At 74.0% G+C, this 25,577-nt stretch carries 20 protein-coding genes; 8 read left to right on the top strand and 12 right to left on the bottom strand.

Going from position 1 to position 25,577, the window contains the following annotated elements; translation table 11 throughout:
• Window positions 1-6 precede the first annotated feature (6 nt).
• Window positions 7-768: an SDR family NAD(P)-dependent oxidoreductase gene (locus ACU610_RS02195; RefSeq protein WP_446766081.1), complete on the top strand. Its 762-nt coding sequence runs from the start codon at window positions 7-9 to the stop codon at window positions 766-768.
• A 181-nt stretch (window positions 769-949) separates the two neighbouring features.
• Here the strand turns inward: ACU610_RS02195 and ACU610_RS02200 are convergent, their stop codons facing one another.
• From ACU610_RS02200 to ACU610_RS02215, 4 genes are read right to left on the bottom strand one after another with little or no spacing between them, the layout of a single operon-like run.
• Window positions 950-1,528: an MBL fold metallo-hydrolase gene (locus ACU610_RS02200; RefSeq protein ID WP_446766082.1), complete on the bottom strand. Its 579-nt coding sequence runs from the start codon at window positions 1,526-1,528 to the stop codon at window positions 950-952.
• A 20-nt stretch (window positions 1,529-1,548) separates the two neighbouring features.
• Window positions 1,549-2,436 (bottom strand): alpha/beta fold hydrolase, encoded by an 888-nt coding sequence (locus ACU610_RS02205; RefSeq protein WP_446766083.1) that lies wholly within the window; start codon window positions 2,434-2,436, stop codon window positions 1,549-1,551.
• A complete protein-coding gene (locus tag ACU610_RS02210; protein ID WP_446766084.1) occupies window positions 2,433-3,842 on the bottom strand; it encodes an FAD-binding oxidoreductase in 1,410 nt (469 codons plus the stop codon). The genes ACU610_RS02205 and ACU610_RS02210 overlap by 4 nt, the downstream gene beginning before the upstream one ends.
• Before the next feature lie 5 nt (window positions 3,843-3,847).
• Window positions 3,848-5,194, bottom strand: a complete 1,347-nt coding sequence (locus ACU610_RS02215; RefSeq protein WP_446766085.1) for an MFS transporter — start codon at window positions 5,192-5,194, stop codon at window positions 3,848-3,850.
• A 172-nt stretch (window positions 5,195-5,366) separates the two neighbouring features.
• Here ACU610_RS02215 and ACU610_RS02220 point away from each other — a divergent pair, with 172 nt between their 5' ends.
• Window positions 5,367-6,800 (top strand): aldehyde dehydrogenase family protein, encoded by a 1,434-nt coding sequence (locus ACU610_RS02220; RefSeq protein ID WP_446766086.1) that lies wholly within the window; start codon window positions 5,367-5,369, stop codon window positions 6,798-6,800.
• A 311-nt stretch (window positions 6,801-7,111) separates the two neighbouring features.
• On the opposite strand, the gene ACU610_RS02225 is transcribed toward ACU610_RS02220, so the two are convergent.
• Together ACU610_RS02225 and ACU610_RS02230 are read right to left on the bottom strand one after the other, a co-directional pair.
• Window positions 7,112-8,557, bottom strand: a complete 1,446-nt coding sequence (locus ACU610_RS02225; protein ID WP_446766087.1) for a gamma-aminobutyraldehyde dehydrogenase — start codon at window positions 8,555-8,557, stop codon at window positions 7,112-7,114.
• A gap of 111 nt (window positions 8,558-8,668) precedes the next feature.
• A complete protein-coding gene (locus ACU610_RS02230) occupies window positions 8,669-10,177 on the bottom strand; it encodes a PucR family transcriptional regulator (protein ID WP_446766088.1) in 1,509 nt (502 codons plus the stop codon).
• A 139-nt stretch (window positions 10,178-10,316) separates the two neighbouring features.
• Between ACU610_RS02230 and gabT the strand changes: the two genes are divergently transcribed.
• On the top strand, window positions 10,317-11,672 hold the full coding sequence (gene gabT / locus ACU610_RS02235; RefSeq protein ID WP_446766089.1) for a 4-aminobutyrate--2-oxoglutarate transaminase: 1,356 nt from the start codon (window positions 10,317-10,319) through the stop codon (window positions 11,670-11,672).
• A 71-nt stretch (window positions 11,673-11,743) separates the two neighbouring features.
• A complete protein-coding gene (locus ACU610_RS02240) occupies window positions 11,744-14,818 on the top strand; it encodes an NAD-glutamate dehydrogenase domain-containing protein (protein ID WP_446766090.1) in 3,075 nt (1,024 codons plus the stop codon).
• 138 nt (window positions 14,819-14,956) lie between these two features.
• On the opposite strand, the gene ACU610_RS02245 is transcribed toward ACU610_RS02240, so the two are convergent.
• Window positions 14,957-16,165 carry a saccharopine dehydrogenase C-terminal domain-containing protein gene (locus ACU610_RS02245; protein WP_446766091.1) on the bottom strand — a complete coding sequence of 403 codons (1,209 nt, stop codon included), beginning with the start codon at window positions 16,163-16,165 and terminating at the stop codon, window positions 14,957-14,959.
• A 108-nt stretch (window positions 16,166-16,273) separates the two neighbouring features.
• On the opposite strand from ACU610_RS02245, the gene ACU610_RS02250 reads away from it, so the two are divergent.
• On the top strand, window positions 16,274-17,782 hold the full coding sequence (locus tag ACU610_RS02250) for an APC family permease (protein ID WP_446766092.1): 1,509 nt from the start codon (window positions 16,274-16,276) through the stop codon (window positions 17,780-17,782).
• Window positions 17,779-18,204 carry a universal stress protein gene (locus ACU610_RS02255; RefSeq protein WP_446766093.1) on the top strand — a complete coding sequence of 142 codons (426 nt, stop codon included), beginning with the start codon at window positions 17,779-17,781 and terminating at the stop codon, window positions 18,202-18,204. Before ACU610_RS02250 ends, ACU610_RS02255 begins: the two co-directional genes overlap by 4 nt.
• A gap of 114 nt (window positions 18,205-18,318) precedes the next feature.
• On the opposite strand, the gene ACU610_RS02260 is transcribed toward ACU610_RS02255, so the two are convergent.
• The 4 genes from ACU610_RS02260 to ACU610_RS02275 all read right to left on the bottom strand — a co-directional run bounded on the left by ACU610_RS02260 (window position 18,319) and on the right by ACU610_RS02275 (window position 23,209).
• Window positions 18,319-19,593 carry a hypothetical protein gene (locus ACU610_RS02260; protein WP_446766094.1) on the bottom strand — a complete coding sequence of 425 codons (1,275 nt, stop codon included), beginning with the start codon at window positions 19,591-19,593 and terminating at the stop codon, window positions 18,319-18,321.
• A 408-nt stretch (window positions 19,594-20,001) separates the two neighbouring features.
• Window positions 20,002-21,036, bottom strand: a complete 1,035-nt coding sequence (locus ACU610_RS02265) for a hypothetical protein (protein WP_446766095.1) — start codon at window positions 21,034-21,036, stop codon at window positions 20,002-20,004.
• A 462-nt stretch (window positions 21,037-21,498) separates the two neighbouring features.
• Complete coding sequence (locus tag ACU610_RS02270) at window positions 21,499-21,630, bottom strand: hypothetical protein (protein WP_446766096.1); 132 nt, start codon at window positions 21,628-21,630, stop codon at window positions 21,499-21,501.
• A 187-nt stretch (window positions 21,631-21,817) separates the two neighbouring features.
• Window positions 21,818-23,209 (bottom strand): aspartate aminotransferase family protein, encoded by a 1,392-nt coding sequence (locus ACU610_RS02275; RefSeq protein WP_446766097.1) that lies wholly within the window; start codon window positions 23,207-23,209, stop codon window positions 21,818-21,820.
• Window positions 23,210-23,352: 143 nt separating this feature from the next.
• On the opposite strand from ACU610_RS02275, the gene ACU610_RS02280 reads away from it, so the two are divergent.
• Complete coding sequence (locus ACU610_RS02280) at window positions 23,353-23,850, top strand: Lrp/AsnC family transcriptional regulator (protein ID WP_446766098.1); 498 nt, start codon at window positions 23,353-23,355, stop codon at window positions 23,848-23,850.
• A gap of 3 nt (window positions 23,851-23,853) precedes the next feature.
• On the opposite strand, the gene speB is transcribed toward ACU610_RS02280, so the two are convergent.
• On the bottom strand, window positions 23,854-24,810 hold the full coding sequence (speB, locus tag ACU610_RS02285) for an agmatinase (protein ID WP_446766099.1): 957 nt from the start codon (window positions 24,808-24,810) through the stop codon (window positions 23,854-23,856).
• Window positions 24,811-24,941: 131 nt separating this feature from the next.
• Between speB and ACU610_RS02290 the strand changes: the two genes are divergently transcribed.
• Window positions 24,942-25,529 carry a helix-turn-helix domain-containing protein gene (locus ACU610_RS02290; RefSeq protein ID WP_446766100.1) on the top strand — a complete coding sequence of 196 codons (588 nt, stop codon included), beginning with the start codon at window positions 24,942-24,944 and terminating at the stop codon, window positions 25,527-25,529.
• The last annotated feature ends 48 nt before the right edge of the window (window positions 25,530-25,577 follow it).

Consider the following 25,577-nt stretch of genomic DNA (forward strand, 5'->3'; position numbering starts at 1 on the left):
ACAACCGTGTCCGTCTCCGACAAGACCGTCGTCATCACCGGCGCCGGCTCCAAGCGCGGCATCGGCCGCGCCACCGCCCACACCCTGGCCGCCGCCGGCTGGAACGTCGCCATCCTCGACCTGGACGAGGCCAGCGCCAAGGACGCCGCCACCGAGGTCGCCGAGCGCAACGGCGTGCAGGCCGTGGGCGTCGGCTGCGACATCACCGACGAGGCGTCGGTGGAGGCGGCGCTGGCTGCTCTCGACGGCGCGCTGCCGCCCGTGGGCGCCGTGGTGAACAACGCCGGCATCACCTCGCCGACGCCCTTCCTCGAGGTCAGCGGCGAGGAGTGGGACCGCATCTTCGCGGTCAACGTGCGGGGCGCGTTCAACGTCACCCAGCCGCTCGCGGCCGGCATGGCCGAGCGCGGCTTCGGCCGGATCGTCTTCCTCTCCTCGGTCTCGGCCGAGCGGGGTGGCGGGGTCTTCGGCGGGGTGGCCTACTCCGCGGCCAAGGCCGCCGAGCTCGGCTTCACCCGGGCGATGGCCCGCGAGCTCGGCCCCAAGGGCATCACGGTGAACGCCGTCGCTCCGGGGCTGATCGACACCGACATCACCGGCGGCGCGCTGGAGGGGGAGCGCAAGCAGGAGTTGGTCGCCGGGATCCCGGTGGGGCGCAACGGCCGGGTCGCCGACGTCGCCGACCTCATCACCTACCTGTGCCGCGAGGAGACCGGCTACGTCACCGGCGCGACGTACGACGTCAACGGGGGGTCGCACATCCACTGAGGGCCGCCCTTCCCCCCACGCCTCGCAGGCTCGGCGTGGGCCCCTGAAGGGCGGCCGTTCCAGCACCTCACCAGGCTCGCGGCGAGCCCTTGAGCGGGGCCGACCCGACACGGGGCCGGCGAGACCTTGCACCGACGGCGCGGCCCGTCCCCCACGGGGGGCGGGCCGCGCCGTCGGTGGCTCAGCGGGGTGTCGCCTCGCTCGGGCGGAAGGGCGCGCCGTGGCCGGGGACGACGAGCGTGGCGAGGTCGAGCACCCGCTCCCGCTGGCGCCGCAGCTCGTCGCGGTCGGGGGAGTAGGGATCGTCGGCCGGGCCCTCGCCGGTCCACCACAGGTGGGTGAGCGCCACGACCGCGTCCGGCGTGCCGACCAGCGTCGTGACGTCCTGCGGGGTGTGCCCCGGCGTGGCCAGCAGCCGGACCGACGGGGTGAGCTCGACCCCGTCGGCCGGGCGCCGGGTGAAGACGTCACCCTCGAGCACCGACTGGAAGTCGTGCACCGGGACCACCGGGAAGAGCGCCACGTTGAGCGTGTGGTCGAGGTGGTGGTGGCTGAGGACGACGTCGGTGACGTCCTCGGGCGCGACCCCGAGCTCGCGCAGCGGACGCAGGATGAGTTCCCGGTCGGCCACCATGCCGGGGTCGACGACCACCACTCGCCCGGCGTCGCGCACCAGGCTCACCGTCCCCGCCACGTGCCGCGAGCGGGCGTAGCCCTCGACCAGGACGTCGACGCGGGCGGTGCGGGAGAGGTCGGCCACTCGCGGACGGTAACCCGCGGTCAGCCCGCCAGGGAGCGGCGCAGCGCCCGCACCGAGGCGGCCGCGCCCGAGTCGCTCATCACCACGCCCGCGTGGTCGTGCCCGGGCAGCAGCTCCGCCGTCACCAGGCCGCCGGACGCGGCCACCACGGCGGCCACCTCGTCGTCCGTGTAGGCCGGCGGCGACCCGGCGCCGGTGCTCCACTCGGCGTACAGCAGCTGGGTGGGCACCGAGAGCCGGCGCAACGCGTCAGCGGCGGTGTCGGTGAGGAAGACGTCCGCGGCGTCGTCGACCAGCACCCGGCCGTCCAGCCGCACCCGGCCGCCGTCCCGGCCCCGCTCCAGGTCGTGCGCCAGGCAGGTGGCCAGGTGCGGGTCGGCAGGGTCGAGCAGCGGACCGGTGTCGGCGACGACGGCGTCGGTGTAGGTGGCCAGGTCGGGCCAGTCGGTGCCCAGCCGGGCGGTGCGGTCGGCGAAGGCCGCCTCCAGCTGCTCCCGGTCCGAGGGCCGGCGCGCCATCGGCGGCCCGCCGTCGAGCAGGGTCAGGCTGCGCACCCGCTCCGGTGCGGTGGCCGCGAGCTGCAGGGCGATGAAACCGCCCAGCGACATGCCGAGGACGTCGACGGACTCCAGTCCCAGCGCGTCCAGGACGGCGAGCTGATCGGCGGCGTGCCCGGCCAGGGTCGAGGCGTCCCACCGCGGCGTGCTCAGCCCGCGGCCGCTGAGGTCGGCGGCGACCAGGTCGACGTCCGGCGCCGTGGCGAGGGTCCAGGCCCACAGCCGCGAGGTGCTGCTGATGCCGTGGATCCCCAGCACCGACCGGGTGCTGCCCGGTCGCCGCCAGGCGTGCACGCGGCGGCCGTCGGGCCGCTGGACCTCGAGGTGCTCGGCGAAGTCGTCGGCGCTCACGCGGTGCCCTCGTCGGGGAGGACCTTGCCGGGGTTGAGGATGCCGTGCGGGTCGAGCGCGGCCTTGACCGCGCGCTGCATCGCGACCACCTCCGGGGCCAGCTCGATCGCCAGCCCGTCGCGCTTGAGCAGGCCGACGCCGTGCTCGCCGGTCACCGTCCCGCCCAGCGCCACGGCATCGCGCATGATCTCGCCGAACGCGACCTGCGCCCGGGCCCGCGCCTCCGCGTCGCCGGGCGGGGTGATCAGCAGCGGGTGCAGGTTGCCGTCACCGGCGTGCGCGATGTTGGCGATGAGCACGTCGTTGCGGACGGCGGCCGCCTCGATCCTGGCGAGCATCTCCGGGACGGCGGCCTTGGGCACGCAGACGTCCTCGGTCAGCAGCGGGCCCAGCCGCTCCAGCGCCGGGTAGGCCAGCCGCCGCGCGGCGAACAGCGCCTCGGCCTCGGCCGGGTCGGTGGACGCCGCGGCCCACGTGGCCCCGCCGAGCTCGAAGCTGCGCAGCATCGCGTCGGCCTCGGCGTCGCCGGCCGGGCCGGGGGCGTCGGTGCGGCCGAGCAGCACCACGGCGGCGTCGACCGACAGCCCCATGTTCTTCCACTCGTCGACGGCGGCCAGGCAGTGCCGGTCGACCAGCTCCAGGGCCGAGGGCGTCACCCCTGCCGCGCCGACCGCCTCGACCGCGCGGCCGGCGTCGACCACGGAGTCGAAGTAGCCGACGACGGTGCGCTCGGGCGCCCGCGCCGGCCGCAGCCGCACGGTCACCTCGGTGACCACGCCGAGCGTGCCCTCGGAACCCACCATGAGTCCGACCATGTCGTAGCCGACGACGCCCTTGGCGGTGCGTCGTCCGAGCCGCACGACCTCGCCGAGGCCGTTGACCACCTCGAGCTCGAGCACGTAGTCGCGGGTGACGCCGTACTTCACGCAGCACACCCCGCCGGCGTTGGTGGCCACGTTGCCGCCGATCGTCGACCAGGGGGAGCTGGCCGGGTCGGGCGGGTACCACAGGCCCTGCTCGGCGCAGGCCGCGCGCAGGTCGTCGTTGACCACGCCCGGCTGCACGACGGCGTAGCGCTCCACCGGGTCGATGGCCACGACGTCGCGCATGTGTTCGGTGGAGAGCACGACGCACCCGTCGACGGCGTTCGCCCCGCCGGACAGCCCGGTGCCGGCACCGCGCGGCACCAGCGGCGTCCGGTGCGCCAGGCAGGCGCGCACCACGGCCTGCACCTCCGCGGTGGACCGGGGGCGGACCACGGCGAGCGGCGCGCCGTGGGGCGCCCACTCGGCCTCGTCGTGCACGTAGGAGCCGACGACGTCGTCGTCGGCCAGGACGCGGTCGGCGGGCAGCGCTGCCCGCAGGGCGTCGACGACGGCGGACTGCAGTGCGGATGCCTGGATCACGGAACTCAGTCAAGCACCGAGCGCTGCCCCGTCACCGTCGTGGCGCCGACCGGCTCCCGCGCCGACCGGGACAGCAGCAGGGCGCCGACCGCCGACAGCAGCATCGCGATGCCGACGAGCCACAGCGCCGGCCGGATGCTGCCGGTGGCGTCGGAGACCCACCCGGTGATGTAGGGGGCGGCGAAGCCGGCGGTGTTGCCCAGCGAGTTGATCAGCGCGATGCCGGCCGCGGCGCCCGCGCCGGTGAGGATCAGCGGCGGGAAGTGCCAGAACACCGGCAGCGCGCAGCAGATGCCGATCGCGGTCAGGGTGATGACGGCCATGACGGTGAACGGCGAGTCGAGGTAGAGCGCCACCGGGATGGTCACCCCGCCCAGCGCGGCCGGCAGGGCCAGGTGCCAGCGGCGCTCACCGGTGCGGTCGGAGTGCCGGCTCCACAGCAGCATCGTGACCGCACCGGCCAGGAACGGGACCGCGACGATCGCGCCGGTCTCGAAGATCGAGTAGTCGGCGTCGAAGCGCTCGGCGAAGCCGGCGACCACGGTGGGCAGGAAGAACGACACCGCGTACAGCCCGTAGACGACGCCGAAGTAGACGAAGCCGAGCCCCACCACGCGCGGGCTGGCCATGGCCCGCCACGGGGAGGCCTCGCGCGGACCGGACGCCTCGCCCTCGTCGGCGATGGTCCGGGTCAGCCAGCCGCGCTCCTCGGGGGTGAGCCAGCGGGCCTGCTCGGGACGGTCGGTCAGGTAGAACCAGCACGCGACGCCCAGCAGCACGGCGGGCAGACCCTCGACGAGGAACATCACCCGCCATCCCTCCAGCCCGAACAGCCCGTCGCCGTACTGGATGACCGCGCCCGACAGCGGCGCTCCCAGCGCCGAGGACAGCGGGACGGCGACGAGGAAGGCGCCGATGAGCTGCACCCGCTGGGTGCGCGGCAGCCACCAGGTCAGGTAGAGCAGGACGCCGGGGAAGAAGCCGGCCTCGGCGATGCCGAGCAGCACCCGCAGCGCGTACAGCCAGCCCGCCGAGTCGACGAAGGCCATCGCGCTGGCGACGATCCCCCAGCTGACCAGGATCCGGGCGATCCAGCGGCGGGCGCCGAAGCGGTGCAGCGCCAGGTTGCTCGGCACCTCGAAGAGGAGGTAGCCGATGAAGAACAACCCCGAGGCCAGGCCGAACATCGTCTCGGTGAGGCCGAGGTCCTCGCTCATCGTCAGCTTGGCGAAGCCGATGTTGGTGCGGTCGAGGTAGTTGACGAAGTACAGCAGCCCGAGGAAGGGCACCAGCCGCCACGCGACCTTGCGCAGCGCGCTCCTCCCGACCGGGTCGGGCTCGGTGTGGGCCACGGCTCCTCCAGACGACGTCCGTGCGGGTGTCCGCGGCTCACCGTAGAGAGGCGGGCCCGCGTGCCAGGTCGGTGCGTCGCACCGCCTCCGGGTGGACGGACCGGCACTGGCCCGACGGGCGTCGGGTCTCGCAGATTCAGCGTCGACACCGCTTCCGTCCCGAGGAGGACGCATGACCACCCCCTACTGGGTCGCCGGGCAACCCCGGACCGGCACCGACGTCGTCGAGGTGCGCTCGCCGTTCGACGGCTCCGAGGCCGGCCGGACGACGAACGCCACCGCCGAGGACGTCGAGGCCGCGGTGTCGGCCGCCCACCACGCCCGCGCCGCCTGTGCCGCGCTGCCCGCCCACGCGCGGGCCGCCGCCCTCGACCACGTCTCCCGGCGGCTGGCCGAGCGCAGCGAGGAGGTCGCCGCGCTGATCACCGCGGAGTCCGGCAAGCCGCTCAAGTGGGCCCGGCTCGAGGTGGCCCGTGCCGTGTCGACCTTCCGCTGGGGCGCCGAGGAGGCGCGGCGCTGGTCGGGCACCCTGCAGCGGCTGGACACCGACCCGGCCGCGACCGGGCGGATGGCCCTGGTGCGCCGGGTGCCGCGCGGCCCGGTGCTGGGCATCGCGCCGTTCAACTTCCCGCTCAACCTGGTGGCGCACAAGGTGGCGCCGGCGATCGCCGCCGGGGCGCCGATCGTCGTCAAGCCCGCTCCTGCCACGCCGCTGTCGGCGCTGCTGCTCGGCGAGATCCTGGCCGAGACCGACCTGCCGGCCGGCGCCTGGTCGGTGCTGCCGGTGCCCAACGAGGTCGCCGCCCGGCTGGTGCAGGACCCGCGGCTGCCCGTGGTCTCCTTCACCGGGTCGGTGCCGGTCGGCTGGTCCATCCGCGAGTCGGCGCCGCGCAAGCACGTCACCCTGGAACTCGGCGGCAACGCGGCGGCCATCGTGGCCCCCGACCAGGACGACGCCGCGCTGGACTGGGCGGCCGCCCGCATCGCGACCTTCGCCATGTACCAGGCCGGGCAGTCCTGCATCTCGGTGCAGCGGGTGTTCGCCCACCGGGACGTCGCGGCCGCCCTCACCGAGCGGGTCGTCAAGGCCGTGGAGGGGCTGGTCACCGGCGTCCCGACCGACCCGGCGACCGACGTCGGGCCGCTGATCGACGAGCAGGCCGCCCGGCGGGTGGAGAGCTGGGTCGACGAGGCGGTGGCCGCGGGCGCCCGCGTGCTCACCGGCGGCACCCGCGACGGGGCCACGTACGCGCCCACGGTGCTCACCGACGTCCCGGTCGACGCGAAGGTGTCCTGCGAGGAGGTGTTCGGGCCGGTCGTCGTCCTGGACACCGTGGACTCCGTCGACGAGGCGTTCGCCCGGGTGAACGACAGCCGCTTCGGGTTGCAGACCGGCGTGTTCACCCGCGACCTGCAGGTGGCCTTCCGCGCGGCCTCGGTGCTCGAGGTCGGGGGAGTGGTGGTCGGTGACGTCCCGAGCTTCCGCGCCGACCAGATGCCCTACGGCGGCGTGAAGGACTCCGGTACCGGACGCGAGGGCGTGCAGGCGGCGATGGAGGACCTCACCGAGGAACGCGTCCTCGTCCTCACCGGCATCGACGTCTGAGCACTCCGTCGCGCGGCGTCAGGAGGCCGCCGGCCCCGTGCCGCCGCACGACACCGCGGCCAGGTGCCGTCCCCCTCTATCGTCCCCCGCCCGGCGTTGGTCATGGGGCTGTCGTCAGCTGGAGCGGCGTGTCCGCGCGTGTCGCCTGCACCAACCCCATGATCAACTCGTGCGGGTGATCAACTCGTGCGGGCGTGCGGGCGTGCGGGCGTGCGGGCGTGCGGGCGTGCGGGCGTGCGGGCGTGCGGGTGCCGGGCCCCGGACGTGGAACGGCCCCGGTGGGACTCCCACCGGGGCCGTCCTGGTCGCGCTCAGCTGTCGATGTTGGCCATGACGTGCTTGACGCGGGTGTAGTCCTCGAACCCGTACATCGACAGGTCCTTGCCGTAGCCCGAGTGCTTGAACCCGCCGTGCGGCATCTCGGCGACCAGCGGGATGTGCGTGTTGATCCAGACGCAGCCGAAGTCGAGCGCCCGGCTCATCCGCATGGCCTTGCCGAAGTCCTTCGTCCACACGCTGGAGGCCAGCCCGTACTCCACCCCGTTGGCCCAGGCGAGGGCCTGCTCCTCGTCGGAGAACCGCTGCACGGTGATGACCGGGCCGAAGACCTCCCTCTGCACCAGCTCGTCGTCCTGCCGCAGCCCGGCCACGACGGTCGGCTCGACGAAGAAGCCGCGGTCGCCCTGCCGACGCCCACCGGCGGTGATCTCGGCGTGGTCGGGGGCGCGGTCGAGGAACCCGGTGACGTGCGCCAGCTGGTTGGCGTTGTTCACCGGCGGCACGAGGGCGTCCTCGTCGCCGGCGCCCTTCTCGTACGTCGTCCGGGTGCTCTTCGCCTGCTCGGTCAGCGCCGCGACGAAGTCGTCGTGGATGCCGGGCCCGGCCAGCACCCGGGTGGCCGCGGTGCAGTCCTGCCCGGCGTTGAAGTAGCCGGCGACCGCGATGGCCTCGGCCGCGGCCTCGAGGTCGGCGTCGTCGAAGACGACGACCGGCGCCTTGCCGCCGAGCTCCAGGTGCACCCGCTTGACGTCACGCGCCGCCGACTCGGCCACCGCCATGCCCGCCCGCACCGATCCGGTGATCGAGACCATCTGCGGGGTGCGGTGCTCCACCAGCGCCCGGCCGGTGTCCCGGTCGCCGCAGACCACGTTGAACACACCCGGCGGGAGGAACTCGGCGGCCAGCTCGGCCATCCGCAGCGTCGTCGCCGGGGTGGTGTCGCTGGGCTTGAGGACGACCGTGTTGCCGGCCGCGATCGCCGGCGCGAACTTCCAGACCGCCATCATCATCGGGTAGTTCCAGGGCGTCACCTGCCCGACGACCCCGACCGGCTCGCGCCGGATCCAGGACGTGTGGCCGGCCATGTACTCCGCGGCCGCCTTGCCCTCCAGGTTGCGCGCGGCACCGGCGAAGAACCGGATCTGGTCGACCATCGGCGGGATCTCCTCGCTCGCGGTCAGCCCGAGCGGCTTGCCGGTGTTGCGGCTCTCCAGCGCCACCAGCTCGTCGGCGTGCGCCTCGATCGCGTCGGCGATGCGGAACAGTGCCAGGGACCGCTCCGACGGGGTGGCGTCCCGCCAGCCGGGGAAGGCGCCCGCCGCGGCCGTGTAGGCGCGGTCGACGTCCTCGGCCGAGGACACCGGCGCGGAGGCGAACACCTCGCCGGTGGCCGGGTCGACCAGGTCGGCCCGTCGGCCGTCGGTGGCGTCGACGTGCTCCCCGCCGACGAAGTTGCGCAGCTCGGCCTTGTCGCTCACCGGAGGTCCTCTCGTCTCACGTCCCGAGGTCTCGGGACCGCTGATCCAGTGGCCATCGTCACCGCTGACAGTCGATCTGTCCAGCCTCATGGCGGGACGACGACGGATTCCTCAAGGCGACGGCGGGTGCAGGGCCAGCCAGAGCTCGGCCCGGACGCCGGGGGAGTCCAGGTCGCGGCCGAGCAGCTCCTCGGCCCGCCGGATCCGCTTGCGCAGCGTGTGCCGGTGGACCCCCAGCCGGGCCGCGGCCGGCTCCCACTGCCCGTGGGCGGCCAGCCAGACCCGCAGCGACTCCACCAGGTCGCCGGGGCCGGCCCGGTCGGCGGCGGCCAGCGGTGCGAGCGCGGCCTCGGCGAACGCGCTGGTGGCCCCCGGGTCGAGGAGTGCCGCCAGTCCCCGGCCGGCCAGGTCGGCGAAGGCGGTGACCGGCCGTCCCGCGGCCCGCCCGTACCCGGCCGCCTGCCGGGCCTGTCGCACGCCGTCGGCGAGTCGCGCCCACGGCACCGGGGGCGCGGTCCCGAGGACGGCGCCGGGCACCCGCTCGGGCAGGTCGGCCAGTCGCCCGGCCAGCGGCCCCTCGGCCGGCACCAGGACGACGAGGGCGTCGTCGAGCTGGGCGGACAGCACCGGCTCGCGGACGTGCGCGGCCGCGTCGGCGGCCACGTCGACGGCGGCGGCCCGCTGCTCCGGGCTGCCCAGCACGGCCAGCGCCTGCACCGGCTCACCCGGCAGCCGCTCGCCCAGCGCCGCCACCACCGGCTCGGCCGCGGCGGTCTGCCCGGCCAGCAGCAGCTGCAGGATCGCCGCCCGCAGCGCCGCGGTACCGCTGTCGAGCGCGCGGGACTGCTCCAGCCGCAGCGTGAGCAGCAGCGCGGCCGCGTTGACCACGTGCCGGTCGCCCGCGGAGAAGGGGCCCGGCCGCCCGACGGCGAGGAAGCCGCGGACCCGCGTGCCGGTGCCCAGCGACTGCAGCAGCACCGTCTCGCCGGGCTGGGTGAGCGCGGCGCCGGCCGGGGGGCGGGCCGTGCGCAGCCGGTCGACCGCGGCCGTCAGGCCGTCGGCGCGGCCCCGGGCGGACGGCGGCGCCGCCTCCAGCGGCGTCCCCGCGGCGTCGACCAGCAGCGCCCAGCCGCCGAGGTGCCGGGCGAGCCGGTCGACGACGGTGCCCGGGGCGCCGGGGGCGACCGCGGCCCGGGTCAGCTCCCGCTGCACCGTCGACGTCCGGGTGACCGCGGCGTACTCCTCGGCGGCCAGCGCGCTGGAGACCGCCCGCGACAGGGCGATGAACGGCGTCTGCCGCGGCACCTCGAGGACCGCCAGCCCGTGCTCGTCGGCCGCGGCGACCAGCTCCGCGGGCACCTCCGCGTGGCTGAGGCCGGTGCCCAGGCCGAGGCCGACCACGCCGGCCCGGGCCAGCCGGCGGACGTAGGCCGCGGCCATGTCGGGCTGCAGGGCCAGGCCGGTGGTCAGCAGCAGCTCGCCGCCCTCGAGGAACGGCGTGGGGTCGGCGAGCTCGCTGACGTGCACCCAGGAGATGGCCCGGTCCACCGGCGCGCTGCGGGTGTGCAGCGTCAGCGCCAGCGACGGCGTGCCGAGCAGGGTCGCGACGGTGACCGGCACGGGAGGACCTCTCGACGATCTGGACACCCGGACGCCCCGGGAGTGCCGATCCGGACGGTACCGGGAGAGACGCACGCCACGGACCCTGGACGCGAGGACCTCCCCCGTCGGGGGAGGCGGGCTCCACGAGGAGACAGCGATGACCGACCTGCTGACCGGCACCCACAGCGTCGCCCAGGAGCGGCGCCTGGTCACCGAGCTGCCCGGCCCCCGCTCGCGCGAGCTGGCCGCCCGTCGTGCCGCGGCGGTCACCTCCGCCGTGGGCAGCGTCCTGCCGGTCTACGTCGAGCGCGCCGCCGGCGGCGTGGTGGTCGACGTCGACGGCAACTCCTTCATCGACCTGGGCTCGGGCATCGCCGTCACCAACGTCGGCCACGCCGCGCCCGAGGTCGTGGCCGCCGTCCAGGCGCAGGTCGCGGCCTTCACCCACACCTGCTTCATGGTCGGGCCCTACGAGGGCTACGTCGCCGTCGCCGAGGAGCTGGACCGGCTCACGCCCGGTGACCACGAGAAGCGCACGGCGCTGTTCAACTCCGGTGCCGAGGCCGTGGAGAACGCGGTCAAGGTGGCCCGGGTGGCCACCGGCCGCTCGGCCGTCGTCGTGTTCGACCACGCCTACCACGGGCGCACCAACCTCACGATGGCGCTGACGGCGAAGAACATGCCGTACAAGCACGGCTTCGGGCCCTTCGCCGGCGAGGTCTACCGGGTGCCGATGTCCTACCCGTACCGCGACGAGCCGGGCACGACCGGCGAGCAGGCCGCCGCGCGGGCGATCGACCTGATCGAGACGCAGGTCGGCGCCGCCAACGTGGCCGCCGTGCTCATCGAGCCGATCCAGGGCGAGGGCGGCTTCGTCGTCCCGGCGCCGGGCTTCCTGCCGGCCCTGACCGACTGGTGCCGCCGCTCGGGCGCGGTCTTCATCGCCGACGAGGTGCAGACCGGCTTCTGCCGCACCGGCGCGTGGTTCGCCTCGGAGCACGAGGGCGTCGTCCCCGACCTGGTCACCACCGCCAAGGGCCTCGCCGGTGGCATGCCGCTGGCCGGGGTGACCGGCCGCGCCGAGCTCATGGACGCCGTGCACACCGGCGGCCTGGGCGGCACCTACGGCGGCAACCCGGTCTCCTGCGCCGCCGCGCTGGCCAGCATCCGCACCATGCGGGAGCGGGACCTGGGCGCTGCCGCGCGCGCGATCGAGGCCACCATGCTGCCGCGGCTGCGCGCGCTGCAGGAGCGCACCGGCGTGGTCGGCGACGTCCGCGGCCGCGGCGCGATGCTCGCCGTCGAGCTGGTCAAGCCTGGCACGAACGAGCCCGACTCGGCGCTGACCAACGCCATCTCCAAGGCCTGCCACGCCGAGGGCGTCATCACCCTGACCGCCGGCACGCACAGCAACGTGCTGCGCTTCCTGCCGCCGCTGGTCATCGGGCAGGACCTGCTCACCGAGGCGCTCGACGTCCTCGACGCCGCCTTCGACGCGCACGCGGGGAAGTGACCGCCCCGGCCGCAGCCGGTGTGCACCGCCGGCTGACCCTGCGTCCGGAGGGCCCCGCTCGGAGCGACCGGGTGGGCGGTCTCGTCACCTGGCCGACCGGCCGGCCCCTGCTCGCCGACGTCGTGCCGGTCTTCGACCGGCTCGGTGTGCGGGTGGCCGACGCCGTCGCCGTCCCCGGGGACGACGACGCGCCGGCCACCCGGCTGGAGCTGCTCCTGCCGCCCGGCACGGCACCGGCCACGGTGCTGCCCCGGCTCGAGCAGGCCCTGGCCGCGGCCTGGGCGGGGGAGACGGAGCTCGACGGCCTCTCCCGCCTGACCGTCAGTGCCGGCCTGCCGGTCCCCGACGTCGCGGTGCTGCGTGCCGCCTGCCGGTACCTCGCGCAGGTGGGGCTGGGCCTGTCCCGCGGCTACGTGGAGGAGACGGTGCTCGCCGCGCCGGAGTTCGCCCGCGCGCTGCTGGCCTCCTTCGCCGCGCGGCACGACCCCGACGCCGCCGACCCCGCGGCCGCGGCGTCCGCGGCCGAGCACCTGGCCGAGCTGCTCACCCGGACGACGAGCCTGGACCAGGACCGCATCCTGCGTGGCCTGCGCGACGTGCTCGCCGCCGTGGTGCGCACCAACCGCTACCAGACCGACGCCACCGGGGCGCCCCGGCCCGCCCTGGCGCTGAAGATCGCCTCCGCGGAGCTGGACCTGCTGCCCAGGCCGCGGCCGGAGGTCGAGACCTTCGTCTGCGCGCCGTCGATGGAGGGGCTGCACCTGCGCGGCGCCCGCGTCGCCCGCGGCGGCCTGCGCTGGTCCGAGCGCCCGGAGGACTTCCGCACCGAGGTGCTCGGCCTGGTCAAGGCGCAGATGGTCAAGAACGCGGTGATCGTGCCGGCGGGGGCCAAGGGTGCGTTCGTCGTCCGCCAGGACCTGCGCGGGCTGGACCGCGCGGCGGTGCAGGAGCGGGTGGCCGGCGCCTACCGCACCTTCGTCGGCGCGCTGCTGGACGTGACCGACGACCGTGACGGCGACCGCGTCGTGCACCCGCCGCGCACAGTGGTCCACGACGGCGACGACCCCTACCTGGTGGTCGCCGCCGACAAGGGGACGGCGACCTTCTCCGACGTGGCCAACGCGGTGTCCGAGCGCCGCGGCTTCTGGCTGGGTGACGCGTTCGCCTCCGGCGGCTCGAGCGGCTACGACCACAAGGCCATGGGCATCACCGCCCGCGGTGCGTGGGTGTCGGTGCGCCGGCACCTGCGCGAGCTCGGGGTGGACCCCGACGGGCCGCTGACGGCGGTCGGCATCGGGGACATGTCCGGCGACGTGTTCGGCAACGGGATGCTGCTGTCCGACGAGCTGCGGCTGGTGGCGGCCTTCGACCACCGGCACGTCTTCCTCGACCCGGACCCCGACCCGGTGCGGTCCGCGGTCGAGCGCCGGCGGCTGTTCGCGCTGCCGGGCTCGTCGTGGGACGACTACGACCGCGCGGCGCTGTCCCCGGGCGGCGGCGTGCACCGCCGGGACGCCAAGCGGGTGCCGCTCTCGCCGCAGGTGCGGGCCCGTCTCGGGGTGGACGCCGAGGAGCTGTCGCCGGCCGAGCTGGTGCGAGCTGTGCTGCGGGCGCCGGTCGACCTGCTGTGGAACGGCGGCATCGGCACCTACGTGCGTGCCGCCGACGAGACCGACGCGCAGGTCGGCGACCGCGCCAACGACGCCGTCCGCATCCCCGCGGGGGAGCTGCGCTGCCGGGTCGTGGGGGAGGGCGGCAACCTGGGCCTCACCCAGCGCGCCCGGATCGCCGCGGCACGGGCCGGGGTGGCGCTGAACACCGACTTCATCGACAACTCCGCCGGCGTCGACACCTCCGACCGCGAGGTCAACCTCAAGATCCTGCTGACCGGGGTGCCCCGCGCCGAGCGGGACGCGGTGCTGCGCGCGGTCGAGGACGAGGTGGCCGCCGCGGTGCTCGCCGACAACGCGCTGCAGGCCCGGGCGCTGTCGGTGTGCGCGGCCCAGGCGCCGTTCCTGCTCGACCGGCACGCCCAGCTGATCGGCGACCTCGAGCGGCACGGCCTCGACCGCGACCTCGAGGGGCTGCCGTCGGAGGCGGAGGTGGAGCGGCTGCGCCAGGCCGGTGCCGGGCTCACCCGCCCCGAGGCCGCGGTGCTGCTCGCGCACTCCAAGAACCTGGTGCGCGAGGAACTGCTGGCCAGCGACCTGCCCGACGACCCGTCGGTGGCCGGGGTGCTGGCCGCCTACTTCCCGCGGGCGGTGCGCGAGCGCTGGCCGGACCGGGTGGCCGGCCACCCGCTGGCCCGGGAGATCACCGCCACCCAACTGGCCAACGACCTGGTCAACCGGGTCGGCCCGGGCTTCCTGCTGCGGCTGGAGGACCGCCACGGCGTCCCCACGCCGGTGGCGGTCCGCGCGTACACGGTGGCCACCCGGGTGCTCGACCTCGATCCCCTGTGGGCGCGGGTGGACGGCCTCGTCGGTGAGGGGGTGCCGCTGGCCGTGGAGCGGCTGGCGCTGCCCGAGCTCCAGGCGGCCACCGAGCGCGCGGCCGACCGGCTGCTGGCGGCGCACCCCGACCCCGCGGCGCTGACCGCGGCGGCACCGGGCCTGGCCGCGGTCGTGGCCGAGCTCGAGCCGGCCGTCTTGCTGGCCCGGCCGGGTGCCGCGGGCGACCGGGCCCGCGCGCTGCAGGCCGAGCTGGCCGCCGCCGGTGCGGGTCCGGAGCTCGCCGCGCGGGTCGCCGTCCTCGGGTGCCAGGCCGATCTGGTCGACCTGGCCGGGGTGGCCGGCACCGCGGGGGTCGACATCGGCCGAGCGGTCGGGGCCGACGCGGCCGTGGAGCAGCTGCTGGCACTGCCGCGGGTGCACGCCTGGACCGCGGAGGAGGCCGGCATCTCGCACTGGGCCGTCGCCGCCCGCGCGGCGCTGCGGGAGGAGGTCGACGAGCTGCGGGGGGCCCTCGTGGCGGCGCTGCTGCGGGACGCCGACGGCGACGCGACCGCCTTCGCCGACCGGCACGCCGCGGCGCTGGCCCGCTTCACCGCCGTCCGCGAGCAGGCGGCGTCCGCCCGTGACGACGTCCTGGGCCGGGCCTGCGTGGTGGTGGCGGAACTGCGCCGGCTGGTGAAGACCCTGCGCTGAACAGGTGCGGCTGGCCGGATGTGGCCCCCTTGCAGGCAGAAGGACCCCGTCCTCCTCACCCGCTCGCGAGCTCGCGGCGAGCCTCTGGACGGGGCCTGGCGCGAGCCTGCGAGCGGCGGGGGGCAAGGGGGTCCTTCCTCAGCCGCCCTCGCGCATCCCCCAGGGGGAGCCGTAGGCGGTCAGCAGGTCGAGGAACGGCACGGCGTCGAAGGCCTCCGGACCCAGCACCCCGCTGCCCTGCCACTGCCCGGTCGCGAGGAGCTCCAGGGCCACCACGGGGTTGACCGCGGTCTGCCAGACCACCGCCTGGGACCCGTACTCGGCCATCGACCAGGCGTTGTCGACGACGTGGTACAGGTACACCCGGCGCGGTCGGCCGTCGGTCCCCGTGCCGCTGACCCGGAGACCCGCGCACGTCCTGCCGGTCATCAGCTCGCCGAGCGAGGCGGGGTCCGGCAGCGCCGCGGCGACCAGGTCGCGCGGCGCGACCTCGACGTCCCCGACCCGGACCGGCGTCGTCGAGTCCAGTCCGGTCTCGTGCAGCACCTTCAGCACCTGGATGAACTGGGACCCGAGGCCGTACTTGAAGGTGACCCGCCGGGCGTCGATCCAGCGCGGCATGAGGAGCACCTCCTCGTGCTCGACGTTGACGCACTCGACCGGGCCGATGCCCTCGGGGAAGTCGAAGACCTCCGCCTCGCTGAACGGCTCGGTGGTGTACCAGCCCCTGTCCCTCTCCCACACGACCGGCGGGTTGAGGCACTCCTCGATCGTCGTCCAGATGTTGAAGGACGGCGCGAAGGCGTGGCCCTGCACGGTCAGGTCGGACCCGTCCCGGACACCGAGCTCGTCGATCTGGGAGAACAGGTGGTCGGCGGCGTAGCGGGCGAACACGTCGGAGAGACCCGGCTCCACGCCCATGCCGACCAGGGCCAGCCGGCCGGCCGCCTCCCACTCGGGGGCCAGCGCGAACTGCGCGTCGCCGAGCTTGACCCCGGTCTCCTCGTACGGGCGCTCCGGGTGCGGACGTGACAGGGACATCGCCATGTCCAGGTAGTCGACGCCGGCTGCCAGCGACGCGCGGAACAGCGACATGACGAACCGCGGATCGGTCGCGTTGAGCAGCACGTCGCAGCCGTGCTCGGCGAGCAGGGCCCGGACGCCGGCCTCGTCGGAGGCGTCGACCCGGGCGGCGAGGAACCGCGGATCGCCCGCCGCGGCGACGGCCTTCTCCGCGCGGGCGGGGTCGAAGTCGGCGACGACGAGTCGCTCCACGAAGCTCCGGCGCGCCGCGATCGCCGTCACCGCGCTGCCGACACCGCCGGCGCCGACCAGCAGGATGCGCATGTCCACCTCCACGGGAGGCGGCCACTGTAGCTACGACTTCCGTGGTCAGGACAGGTCTGCGAACACAGAACCCTTGTCGCGAGGTCGATCTGCTGCGATAACCGTGGGATGCAGCCGGACCCTCCCGACTCCACCGTCCGCCCGGGCGAGGAGGCCACCCTCCGCCCGGGCGCCATCGGGTTCCTCGACGCCCTCGTGATCGGTCTGGCCTCCACCTCGCCGGCCTACTCACTGGCGGCGATCATCGGCGCGCTGGTGGCGCTCACGGGGGTCAACGCGCCCGGCGTGCTGCTGGCCTCGTTCGTGCCGATGCTCCTCATCGCGTCGGCCTTCGCCGCGCTCAACCGGGTCGATCCCGACTGCGGGACGACGTTCTCCTGGGTCACCCGGGCGATGGGGCCGTGGGCCGGCTGGATCGGCGGCTGGGCCATCACGATGACCGGCGTCCTGATCATCGGGTCGCTGGCCAACGTGGGCGTCGTCTTCACGCTGCGGACGCTGGACCTGGACTCGCTGGCCGAGAACACGGCGGTCGTCCTCGTGCTGACCGTCGCGCTCATCCTGCTGATGACGTGGATCTGCGTGCTGGGCACCGAGCTCTCGGCCCACGTGCAGAACGGGCTGATCATCGCCCAGACCCTCGCCCTGCTGGTCTTCGCCGCGGTCGCCATCTACCGCGGGGTCACGGGAGACAGCCCGCTCGGCGGCCTGGACCCGAGCTGGAGCTGGCTCAACCCGTTCGGCGCCGGCGGGGCGGCGCTGTCCGGGGGCCTGCTCCTCGGGGTGTTCGCGTACTGGGGCTGGGAGTCGGCGGTCAACCTCACCGAGGAGACCCGTGACTCGACGTCCACCCCCGGCCGGGCCGCGATCGCCTCCACGGTCGTCCTGCTGGCCACCTATGTCGGCGTCGCCGTCGCCGTGCTCGCCTTCGCCGGCACCGACTACCTCGCGGAGAACGCCGACGAGGAGGAGGCGGTCTTCGCCCTGCTCTCCACCGAGGTGATGGGCGGCTGGGACTGGGTGGTCCTCCTGTCGGTGGCCACGGCGGCGATCGCCTCGACGCAGACGACGATCCTCCCGGCCTCGCGCACCGGGCTGTCGATGGCGCGGCGGCACGCGTTCCCCCGACGCTTCGGCCACATCTCGCCGCGCCACCGCACCCCCGACGTGTCCACCTGGTGGGTGGGCGGCATCGCCAGCGTCTGGTTCGTGGGCGTCAGCCTGCTCAGCGAGAACGCGCTGTTCGACTCGATCACCGCGCTGTCGCTGCTCATCGCCTTCTACTACGCACTGACCGGCATCGCCTGCGCCGTCTACCACCGCAGGCAGCTGACCAGCAGCGTCTCGGCGCTCCTGCTCATCGGGGTCGGGCCGCTGGTGGGCGCCGGGCTGCTGATCTGGCTGCTGGTGCTGTCGATCCGCGACCTCGCCGACCCGGAGAACTCCTACACCGGACAGGCGTGGCTGGGCGTCGGCCCGCCGTTGGTGATCGGCGTCGGGATCTTCCTCGTCGGCCTCGTGCTGATGGTCGTCTGGCGGGCCAGGGACAGCAGGTACTGGCAGGAGCGGCCGGGGATCGCCGGCGACCGCATCCACGTCGACGAGGACCTGCGGTGAGCATCGTCCTGGGCTACGACGAGTCGCCGGGGTCCCGGCCGGCCCTGACCACGGCGATCTCGCTGGCCGCGCGGTTCGACGAGCCCCTCGTCCTCGTGTACGGCGTCGAGCCGCCCGGCGGGGTGGGTGAGGAGTTCCAGGCGCACCAGCGGGCGCTCACCGAGATGGGCCGTGCGGCGGTGTCGCACGCGGTCGCGGAGGCGGAGGAGGCCGGCGTCCGCACGGTCGTCGAGGTGCTGCCCCAGAAGCCGGCCCAGGCGCTGATCGACGCCGCGCACCGGCACGACGGCCGGGTCATCGTCGTGGGCACGCGCGGCGAGAGCCCGCTGCGCGGCGCCGTCCTCGGCTCGGTGTCGCACAAGCTGCTGCACCTGTCCGACCGCCCGGTGCTCTGCGTGCCGGTGTCGGAGGACGGCGGCTGACGCATCCCGTGCGTCGATCACCGGCGGGTGGCTGTCGCACCGGCCGGTGCAGGGAGCCTCCCGCCGATGGTCGAGGGGTCAGCGGTCCCCGGAGGTCCCGGCGAGTCGGTCACGTCAGCCCGAGGAGTCGGCAGTGGAGACGCCCGATCCGGTCCTGCCTCGCCCGGATCGTCTCGCCGCGGACGCGGTGTCGTACGAGGCGGTCTCCTCAGGGACTTCCACCGTCACCCCCTCGAGCACGGTGTGGGCCTGTCGATCGACGAGCCTGGTGAATATCTGCTGGGCGTAGCCGAACAACACGGCCCAGGCGAGGATCTGCGGCGGCGAGTCGAGCGCAGTGAGGCCGGGAACGAATCCTCCCCGCATCAGCAGGAGGCCCAGGACGGCGGTGAGCGATCCGAGGGGCAACTTGAGGAGCGCGAGCGAGATGGGGATCCCGACCGGGGTGTGGGTCCCGTGGATGTTCCGGAGCGCGACGGCCGCCGAGATGGCGGCCGCTGCGAGGCCGAGCGCCTCCACCGTGAACAGGTCCCAGTGCGCGGCCGTCTCGTCCATGACCTGGTCGATGGCAGCGCCGGTGTCACCCGACCCGACCACTGACTGCGCCGTTGGACACACGACCGTGACGCCCTCGGCCGTCTCGGGCGCGAAGCAGAGTGAGACGGTGGAGGGGGTCACGAATCCGAACACGGCTACGGCCACGGCCAGCAGTACCAGGATGAGCGATGTGAAGACGAGGGTGTTGAGGAAGCTCTTCGCCAGCATCAACTCGCGGGCGTTCCTGGAACTGGCCGCGCGCACCGCGCCGATGATGATCCCCCGCTCCTCGTCGGAGAACTCGTGCGGCTCGGTCGGAGCGTTCCCGTTGAGGTTCCGCTGAGGACCTCGGCGAGCTGCGCGCACCGCGCTGTTGATGATCCCCCGCGCCTCCTCGGCGGACCCGCGCCGCTCGGCCGGAGCGTTTCCGTTCAGTCGCTGGTGCGAACCTCGTCGAGCGGCTGAGATCTCCTCCAGCCGTGACCGGCGTGGGTCGTGCGGAGGTAGTTGACGACGCACGTGGGCGAGGAAGCTCGGCATCTGACCGCGCAGGTAGGAATCGGGTGCGAGACGCAACAGGCATGCCTCGGCCGCGTCCAGGTTCGTGGTGGCGCCCTGCAGGCTGCTCCCCGTGATGGCTCGCCACGGATTCCTGTCCCTGGCGCGCCCGATGGCGACCCGTACGTGCGAACAGACGGCTTGCGACAACTCCTCCGAACCCATCCGCTCCGGATGTCGTCCGATCCACCGGTTCAGCTCTTCGAGCTCCTTCGCGCGAGTGATCACACCCTCTCGCCAGGGCCGGTTGACCGGGTACGAGTGGATCTCGGGCGCCGGCTGCTCGCTGACCACACTCGTGGGTTCGGGTCCTCCGAGGTCGGGTGAGGTTCCCGACGCTCGACTCGTGGGTCCTCCAGGGAGAGTCATGCCGTGTCCAGTCGACGAGTTCGGCAGCAGAGTGGTTCCTGCAGGTGGGACCGATGCGTGCCCGACGCCGAGGAGCCGGGGGCCCACGATGCTGGTCCCGCGTCACCGCAACGTCATCGGAGCGCGATCCACCCGAGCGGTGGGTCCGCCATGGCGGCGGGTTCCGGGTGCTCGTTGATGACGTGCGAGAGGTGGACGATGCGGCCGCCTCCAGGGTCGTTCGTGGTGCCGCACAGGAACCGCCGGCCGCCGTCGTCTTCGTCGTGCGACACACGTCCTACGTGGCCTGCGAGGCTCCGGCGTCCTGGCCCCTGATGGACACCACAGCCGTGATCAGGGCGCCAGGAAGGTGCGCCATCCGTCGGGAGGTGGTTGACCCGGCGAGAGCGTCCGCAGCCGGGCCAGCGTGGTCGGGTCCTGGGCTTCCAGCCAGGCGACGAGTTGGCGGAAGGACACCAGGCGGACGTCAGGCCGTTCGGCCATCTGGCGCAGGGCCTCCTCGAGGGCGTCCATGTAGATGCCGCCGTTCCACTGCTCGAAGTGGTTGCCGATGAACAGCGGCGCCCGGTTGGTGGTGTAGGCGCGTTGGAAGCCCGCGAGGTAGGCGTCGCGGGCCTGGGCTCGCCAGGTCGGGTACATGCCCGGGTCGCCGTCCGTGTCGCCGTCGGTCTGCTTGTACATGATGTTGTAGTCCATCGCCAGGGCGTGGCGGGCCTTGCCGGCGGTGGCGCCGGGGAACGGCACGGCCTGCAGGGGGAAGTCCCACAGGCCCGCCCGCTGGTCGGGCCAGACCTGCACGCCGCCGGGTGAGCTGGCGTCGTACTTCCAGCCCAGCGCGGCGGCGGTGGGCAGCAGCCCCTCCTGGCCCTGCAGGCAGGGGGTGCGGCCGCCGATGAGCTCGCGCTCGTAGTCGAAGGGGAGCGGCGGCACGTCGGGTCGGCCGGCCAGCCCGGTGGTGGTCTTCCAGGTCTGCACGAACCGCTTGGCCTGGGCGATCTCCTCGGCCCAGTCGGCCGGCGTCCACAGCGAGACCCCGTTGTCCCCGCAGAAGTGCCCGTTGAAGTGGGTGCCGATCTCGTGGCCGTCCAGCCAGGCGGCGCGGATCTCGCTCATGGTGGCGACGACCTCGGCGGTGGACAGGAACTCGATGTCCGAGGCGCCCACCGGGTGCCGCGGCGGGGCGTACAGCATCCGGTGTTCGGACGGCAGGGCGTAGATGCCGCTGAGGAAGAAGGTCATCGCCGCGCCGTACTCGGCCGCCAGCGAGCGGAACCGCGGGAACAGTCCGGTCTCCAGGTTGGCCGCTCCGTCCCAGGAGAAGACGACGAACTGCGGTGGCGTCTGTCCTGGCTCCAGCCGCTCGGGCACTGGCTGGTGCGGCTGGGGACCTGTGTCGGCGGTCGACCCGTCGCCGATGAGCCGCCCGGTTCGGTCACTGCTCTCACCAGCAGGGTCGTGGCTGGTCAGGCCACGACCCAGCCCGATCCCCAGCAGTGCTACCGACGCGTATTCCAGGAACTCCCGCCGAGACAACCCGCTCATGTGGCCGAGCCCTTCCGCTTGGCATCGTGGGCGGATGCCGAGTCCGACCGGGCTCGAACGGCATCCGCAGGTCGGCCGCGACCGCCACCATCAGCGCGGCCGGCTGCTCGTGGACGAAGCGGTCGCGGGCCCATCGTCCACGCGCTCCAGGACCAGCCGGTGGTGACACGCCGAGCACCTGGACGACTGTCCGCGGACCCCCGTCACGGGTGTCCGCGTCGAGATGGGCCGTTCATGGACGCGTGTCGGCCGCGTCGCCTCAGCCTCGGGACGCGTCCGGGAACTCGCTCACCGGGCCAGCCGGCGGGACATGGCCATGATCATGGCGAGCGAGACCATCACCTCGGCGTGCTCGGGCCGGGTCTCGTCGTCGCGCACGCAGCGGCGGTGCCCGCTGATCCAGGCCAGGGTGCGTGCCACGACCCGGCGGCGGGGATGACCTGGAAGCCGGGCGGTGTCCCACAGGCCGCCGGAAGGGTGACAGGACGTTCCGCGGTCGGCACCGCCGTCCAGGACGTCTGTCCGACGACTCCCCCGGTGGTCACGGGCGGGTGGCTGCTCGAGACGCCGAGACGGAGCACCACCCCCCGATGGATCACCAGGCTGCTCACAGCTTCGCCCAGGCCTCCGTCAGCACGCTGCGCAGGATCTGCTCCATCTCGTCGAACTCCGCCTGACCGCAGATGAGCGGCGGGGCGAGCTGGATGACCGGGTCCCCGCGGTCGTCGGCCCGGCAGTAGAGGCCGGAGTCGAACAGCGCACCGGAGAGGAAGCCGCGCAGCAGCCGCTCGGACTCCTCGGCGTCGAAGGTCTCCTTGGTCGCCTCGTCCTTGACCAGCTCGATCCCGTAGAAGTACCCGTCGCCGCGCACGTCGCCGACGATGGGCAGGTCCAGCAGCCGCTCCAGCGTGGCGCGGAAGGCCCCCTCGTTGGCGAGCACCCGCTGGTTGAGCCGCTCCTCCTCGAAGACGTCGAGGTTGGCCAGGGCCACCGCGCAGCTGACCGGGTGCCCGCCGAACGTGTAGCCGTGCGAGAAGGACGCCGTGTCGCGGAGGAACGGCTCGACGACGCGGTCCGAGGCGATCATCGCGCCGATAGGGGAGTACCCCGAGGTCATCCCCTTCGCGCAGGTGATCATGTCGGGCACGTAGCCGAACTTGTCGCAGGCGAAGGTCGTGCCCAGCCGGCCGAAGGCGCAGATCACCTCGTCGCTGACCAGCAGCACGTCGTAGCGGTCGCAGATCTCGCGCACCCGCGCGAAGTAGCCGGGGGGTGGCGGGAAGCAGCCGCCGGCGTTCTGCACCGGCTCGAGGAACACGGCCGCGACGGTGTCCGGGCCCTCGAACAGGATGGCCTGCTCGATCTGGTCGGCGGCCCACCGGCCGAACGCCTCGGGGTCGTCACCGAACAGCGGCGCCCGGTAGGCGTTGGTGTTGGGTACCCGGATGCTGCCCGGGACCAGCGGCTCGAAGGCCTGCTTGAGCGCGGGGATCCCGGTGATCGACAGGGCGCCGTGCGTGGTCCCGTGGTAGGCGACCGCCCGGCTGATGACCTTGGTCTTCCCCGGCTTGCCGGTCAGCTTGAAGTACTGCTTGGCCACCTTCCACGCCGTCTCCACGGCCTCGCTGCCGCCGGTGGTGAAGAAGACCCGGTTCAGGTCGCCGGGAGCGGCGGCGGCCAGCCGCTGCGAGAGCTCGATGGCCGCCGGGTGGGCGTAGGACCACAGCGGGAAGAACGCCAGCTCCTCCGCCTGCCGCGCGGCCGCCTCGGCCAGCACCCGGCGCCCGTGGCCGGCCTGGACGACGAAGAGACCGGCCAGGCCGTCCAGGTAGCGCCGGCCGCGGTCGTCGAAGACCTCCGCGCCCCGTCCGCGCACGATCACCGGCGGCGGGGTGTCGCGGTACGCGCCCATCCGGGAGAAGTGCAGCCAGAGGTTGGCGGTGGCGTCCGCGCCGACGGGTTGACCGGGCGCTGCGACATCCTGCTCGGTGGTGGTCATGGCTGCGGATCCCGTCGTCCTGAGAGGCTGCAAGTATCAGAATCGTAGCGGCGGGCCACCCCAACGGGCCACGTCGTCAGCGCCGCGCCTGGCTACGATCCGGGGGCCCGGGTCCGCCGGGACCACGTGCGGGGAGGACTGGCATGAGCATCCGTCGGCAGTTCGTGCTGGACGACGTCTCGCGGGCGATCATCGAGCAGCTGCAGGAGGACGGCCGCCGTCCCTACGCGCGCATCGCCGCGGCGGTCGGGCTGTCCGAGGCCGCCGTCCGGCAGCGGGTGCAGCGGCTGCTCGACGCCGGCGTGATGCAGATCGTCGGGGTCACCGACCCGCTGCAGGTCGGGTTCTCACGGCAGGCGATGGTCGGCGTGCGCACCAGCGGTGACGCCCGCGTCGCAGCCGACCGGATCGCCGCGTTCACCGAGGTCGACTACGTCGTCATCACCGCGGGCTCGGTGGACCTGCTGGTGGAGGTGGTCTGCGAGGACGACGACCAGCTGCTCGACGCCGTCGCCCGCATCCGCGCGGTGGACGGCGTGGAGTCCACCGAGACCCACCTCTACCTGGGCCTGGCCAAGCAGACCTACGCCTGGGGCACCCGCGGGCCACAGAGCCCGACGTCGCCCGACGCCGGGCTCTGAGGTTCAGGCGCCGGCGCGGTTGAGCGCGAGGACCGACAGCAGGTCGTAGGCCACGTGGGACGCGGCGATGGCGGTCAGCTCGGCGTGGTCGTAGGGCGGGGACACCTCGACGATGTCGGCGCCGACGACGTCGAGGCCGACCAGCCCGCGCAGCGTGTTGAGCAGCTCGCGGCTGGTCAGCCCACCGGCCTCCGGCGTCCCCGTGCCCGGTGCGTGGGCCGGGTCGAGGACGTCGATGTCGACCGACACGTAGACCGGGCCGCCGGCCAGCCGGCTGCGCATCCGCTCGACGATGCTGCGCACGCCGTCGACCTCGTAGTCGTCGGAGCGGATGACCTGGAAGCCCAGTACGGCGTCGTCCTCGAGGTCCTGCTTGCCGTACAGCGGGCCGCGGATGCCCATGTGCAGCGACCGCTCCAGGTCGATGAGCCCCTCTTCGCTGGCGCGGCGGAACGGCGTGCCGTGCGTGTAGGGGGCGCCGAAGTAGGTGTCCCACGTGTCGAGGTGGGCGTCGAAGTGCAGGACGGCGACCGGCCCGTGGTCGCGGGCCAGCGAGCGCAGGATCGGCAGCGCGATGGTGTGGTCGCCGCCGATGGTGAGCAGCTGCGCCCCGTCGGCGCGCAGTGCGGTCACCTCCCGGTCGATCGTCTCGATCGCCTCACCGAGGTCGAAGGGGTTGACGCCGATGTCGCCGGCGTCGGCCACCTGCTGGGTGCCGAACGGGGTGGCGTCCAGTGCGGGGTTGTAGGGCCTCAGCAGCTTGGAGCCCGCCCGCACGTGCCCGGGGCCGAAGCGGGCGCCGGGCCGGTAGCTGACCCCGGAGTCGAACGGCACCCCGAGGACGGCGACGTCGGCGCGGGAGACCTCGTCGATCCGCGGCAGCCGGGCGAGCGTGGCCGGCCCGGCGTAGCGGGGGACCCGCGTGGCGTCGACGGGGCCGATCGGGGTCTGGTCGTCCACGAGCTCTCCTGGGGTCTGCGGGACCGGCGCCGCCGATCCCCCGTCCGGGTCCGTCGCCACTGTCAACTCGTGTTTCCCATTTGTCAACGACCCGCCGGCAACTACTGTCCGGCCAGGACGGGGAGGTGGTGATGGAGGCAGTGACCGACACGAGCCCGCCGCGGATCGGCGGGCGGCTCAAGGCGGCCCGGCAGGCGCGCCGGCTGACGCTCACCGACGTGGCCGCGGCCAGCGGGCTGACCAAGGGCTTCCTCAGCAAGCTCGAGCGCGACCAGGCCAGCGCCTCGGTGGCGGCCCTCGTGCGGGTCTGCGCCGCACTCGACATCTCGCCGGGCAGTCTGTTCGAGGCCGCGCCCAGCGGGGAGGCCGTCCGCGCCGGCAGCTACCCGCCCATCGCCTTCGGGGGCCAGGGTCTGACCGAGTACCTGCTCACGCCCACGGGGGAGCGGCGGCTGCAGGCCATCCTCTCCGAGATCGCCCCGGGGGGCGGGAGCGGTGAGGAGACCTACGCCCTGCCGGCCGAGGTCGAGTTCGTCTTCGTCCTCGAGGGCGACCTCGAGGTGACGGTCGGCGGGGACGTCACGACGCTGGGCCCCGGTGACGCCTTCACCTTCTCGCCCGGCACCGAGCACGGCTTCCGCTCGCTGCGGACGGACGGGACCACCCGGGTGCTGTGGGTCTTCGCCCCCGCCCTGCCGGTGGGACGGGAGCCGATCTAGGAAACAGTTGTTGACAGATGGGCAACGTGTGGTGATGCTCGCTGCGAT

This window comes from Geodermatophilus sp. URMC 61 (assembly GCF_052931555.1).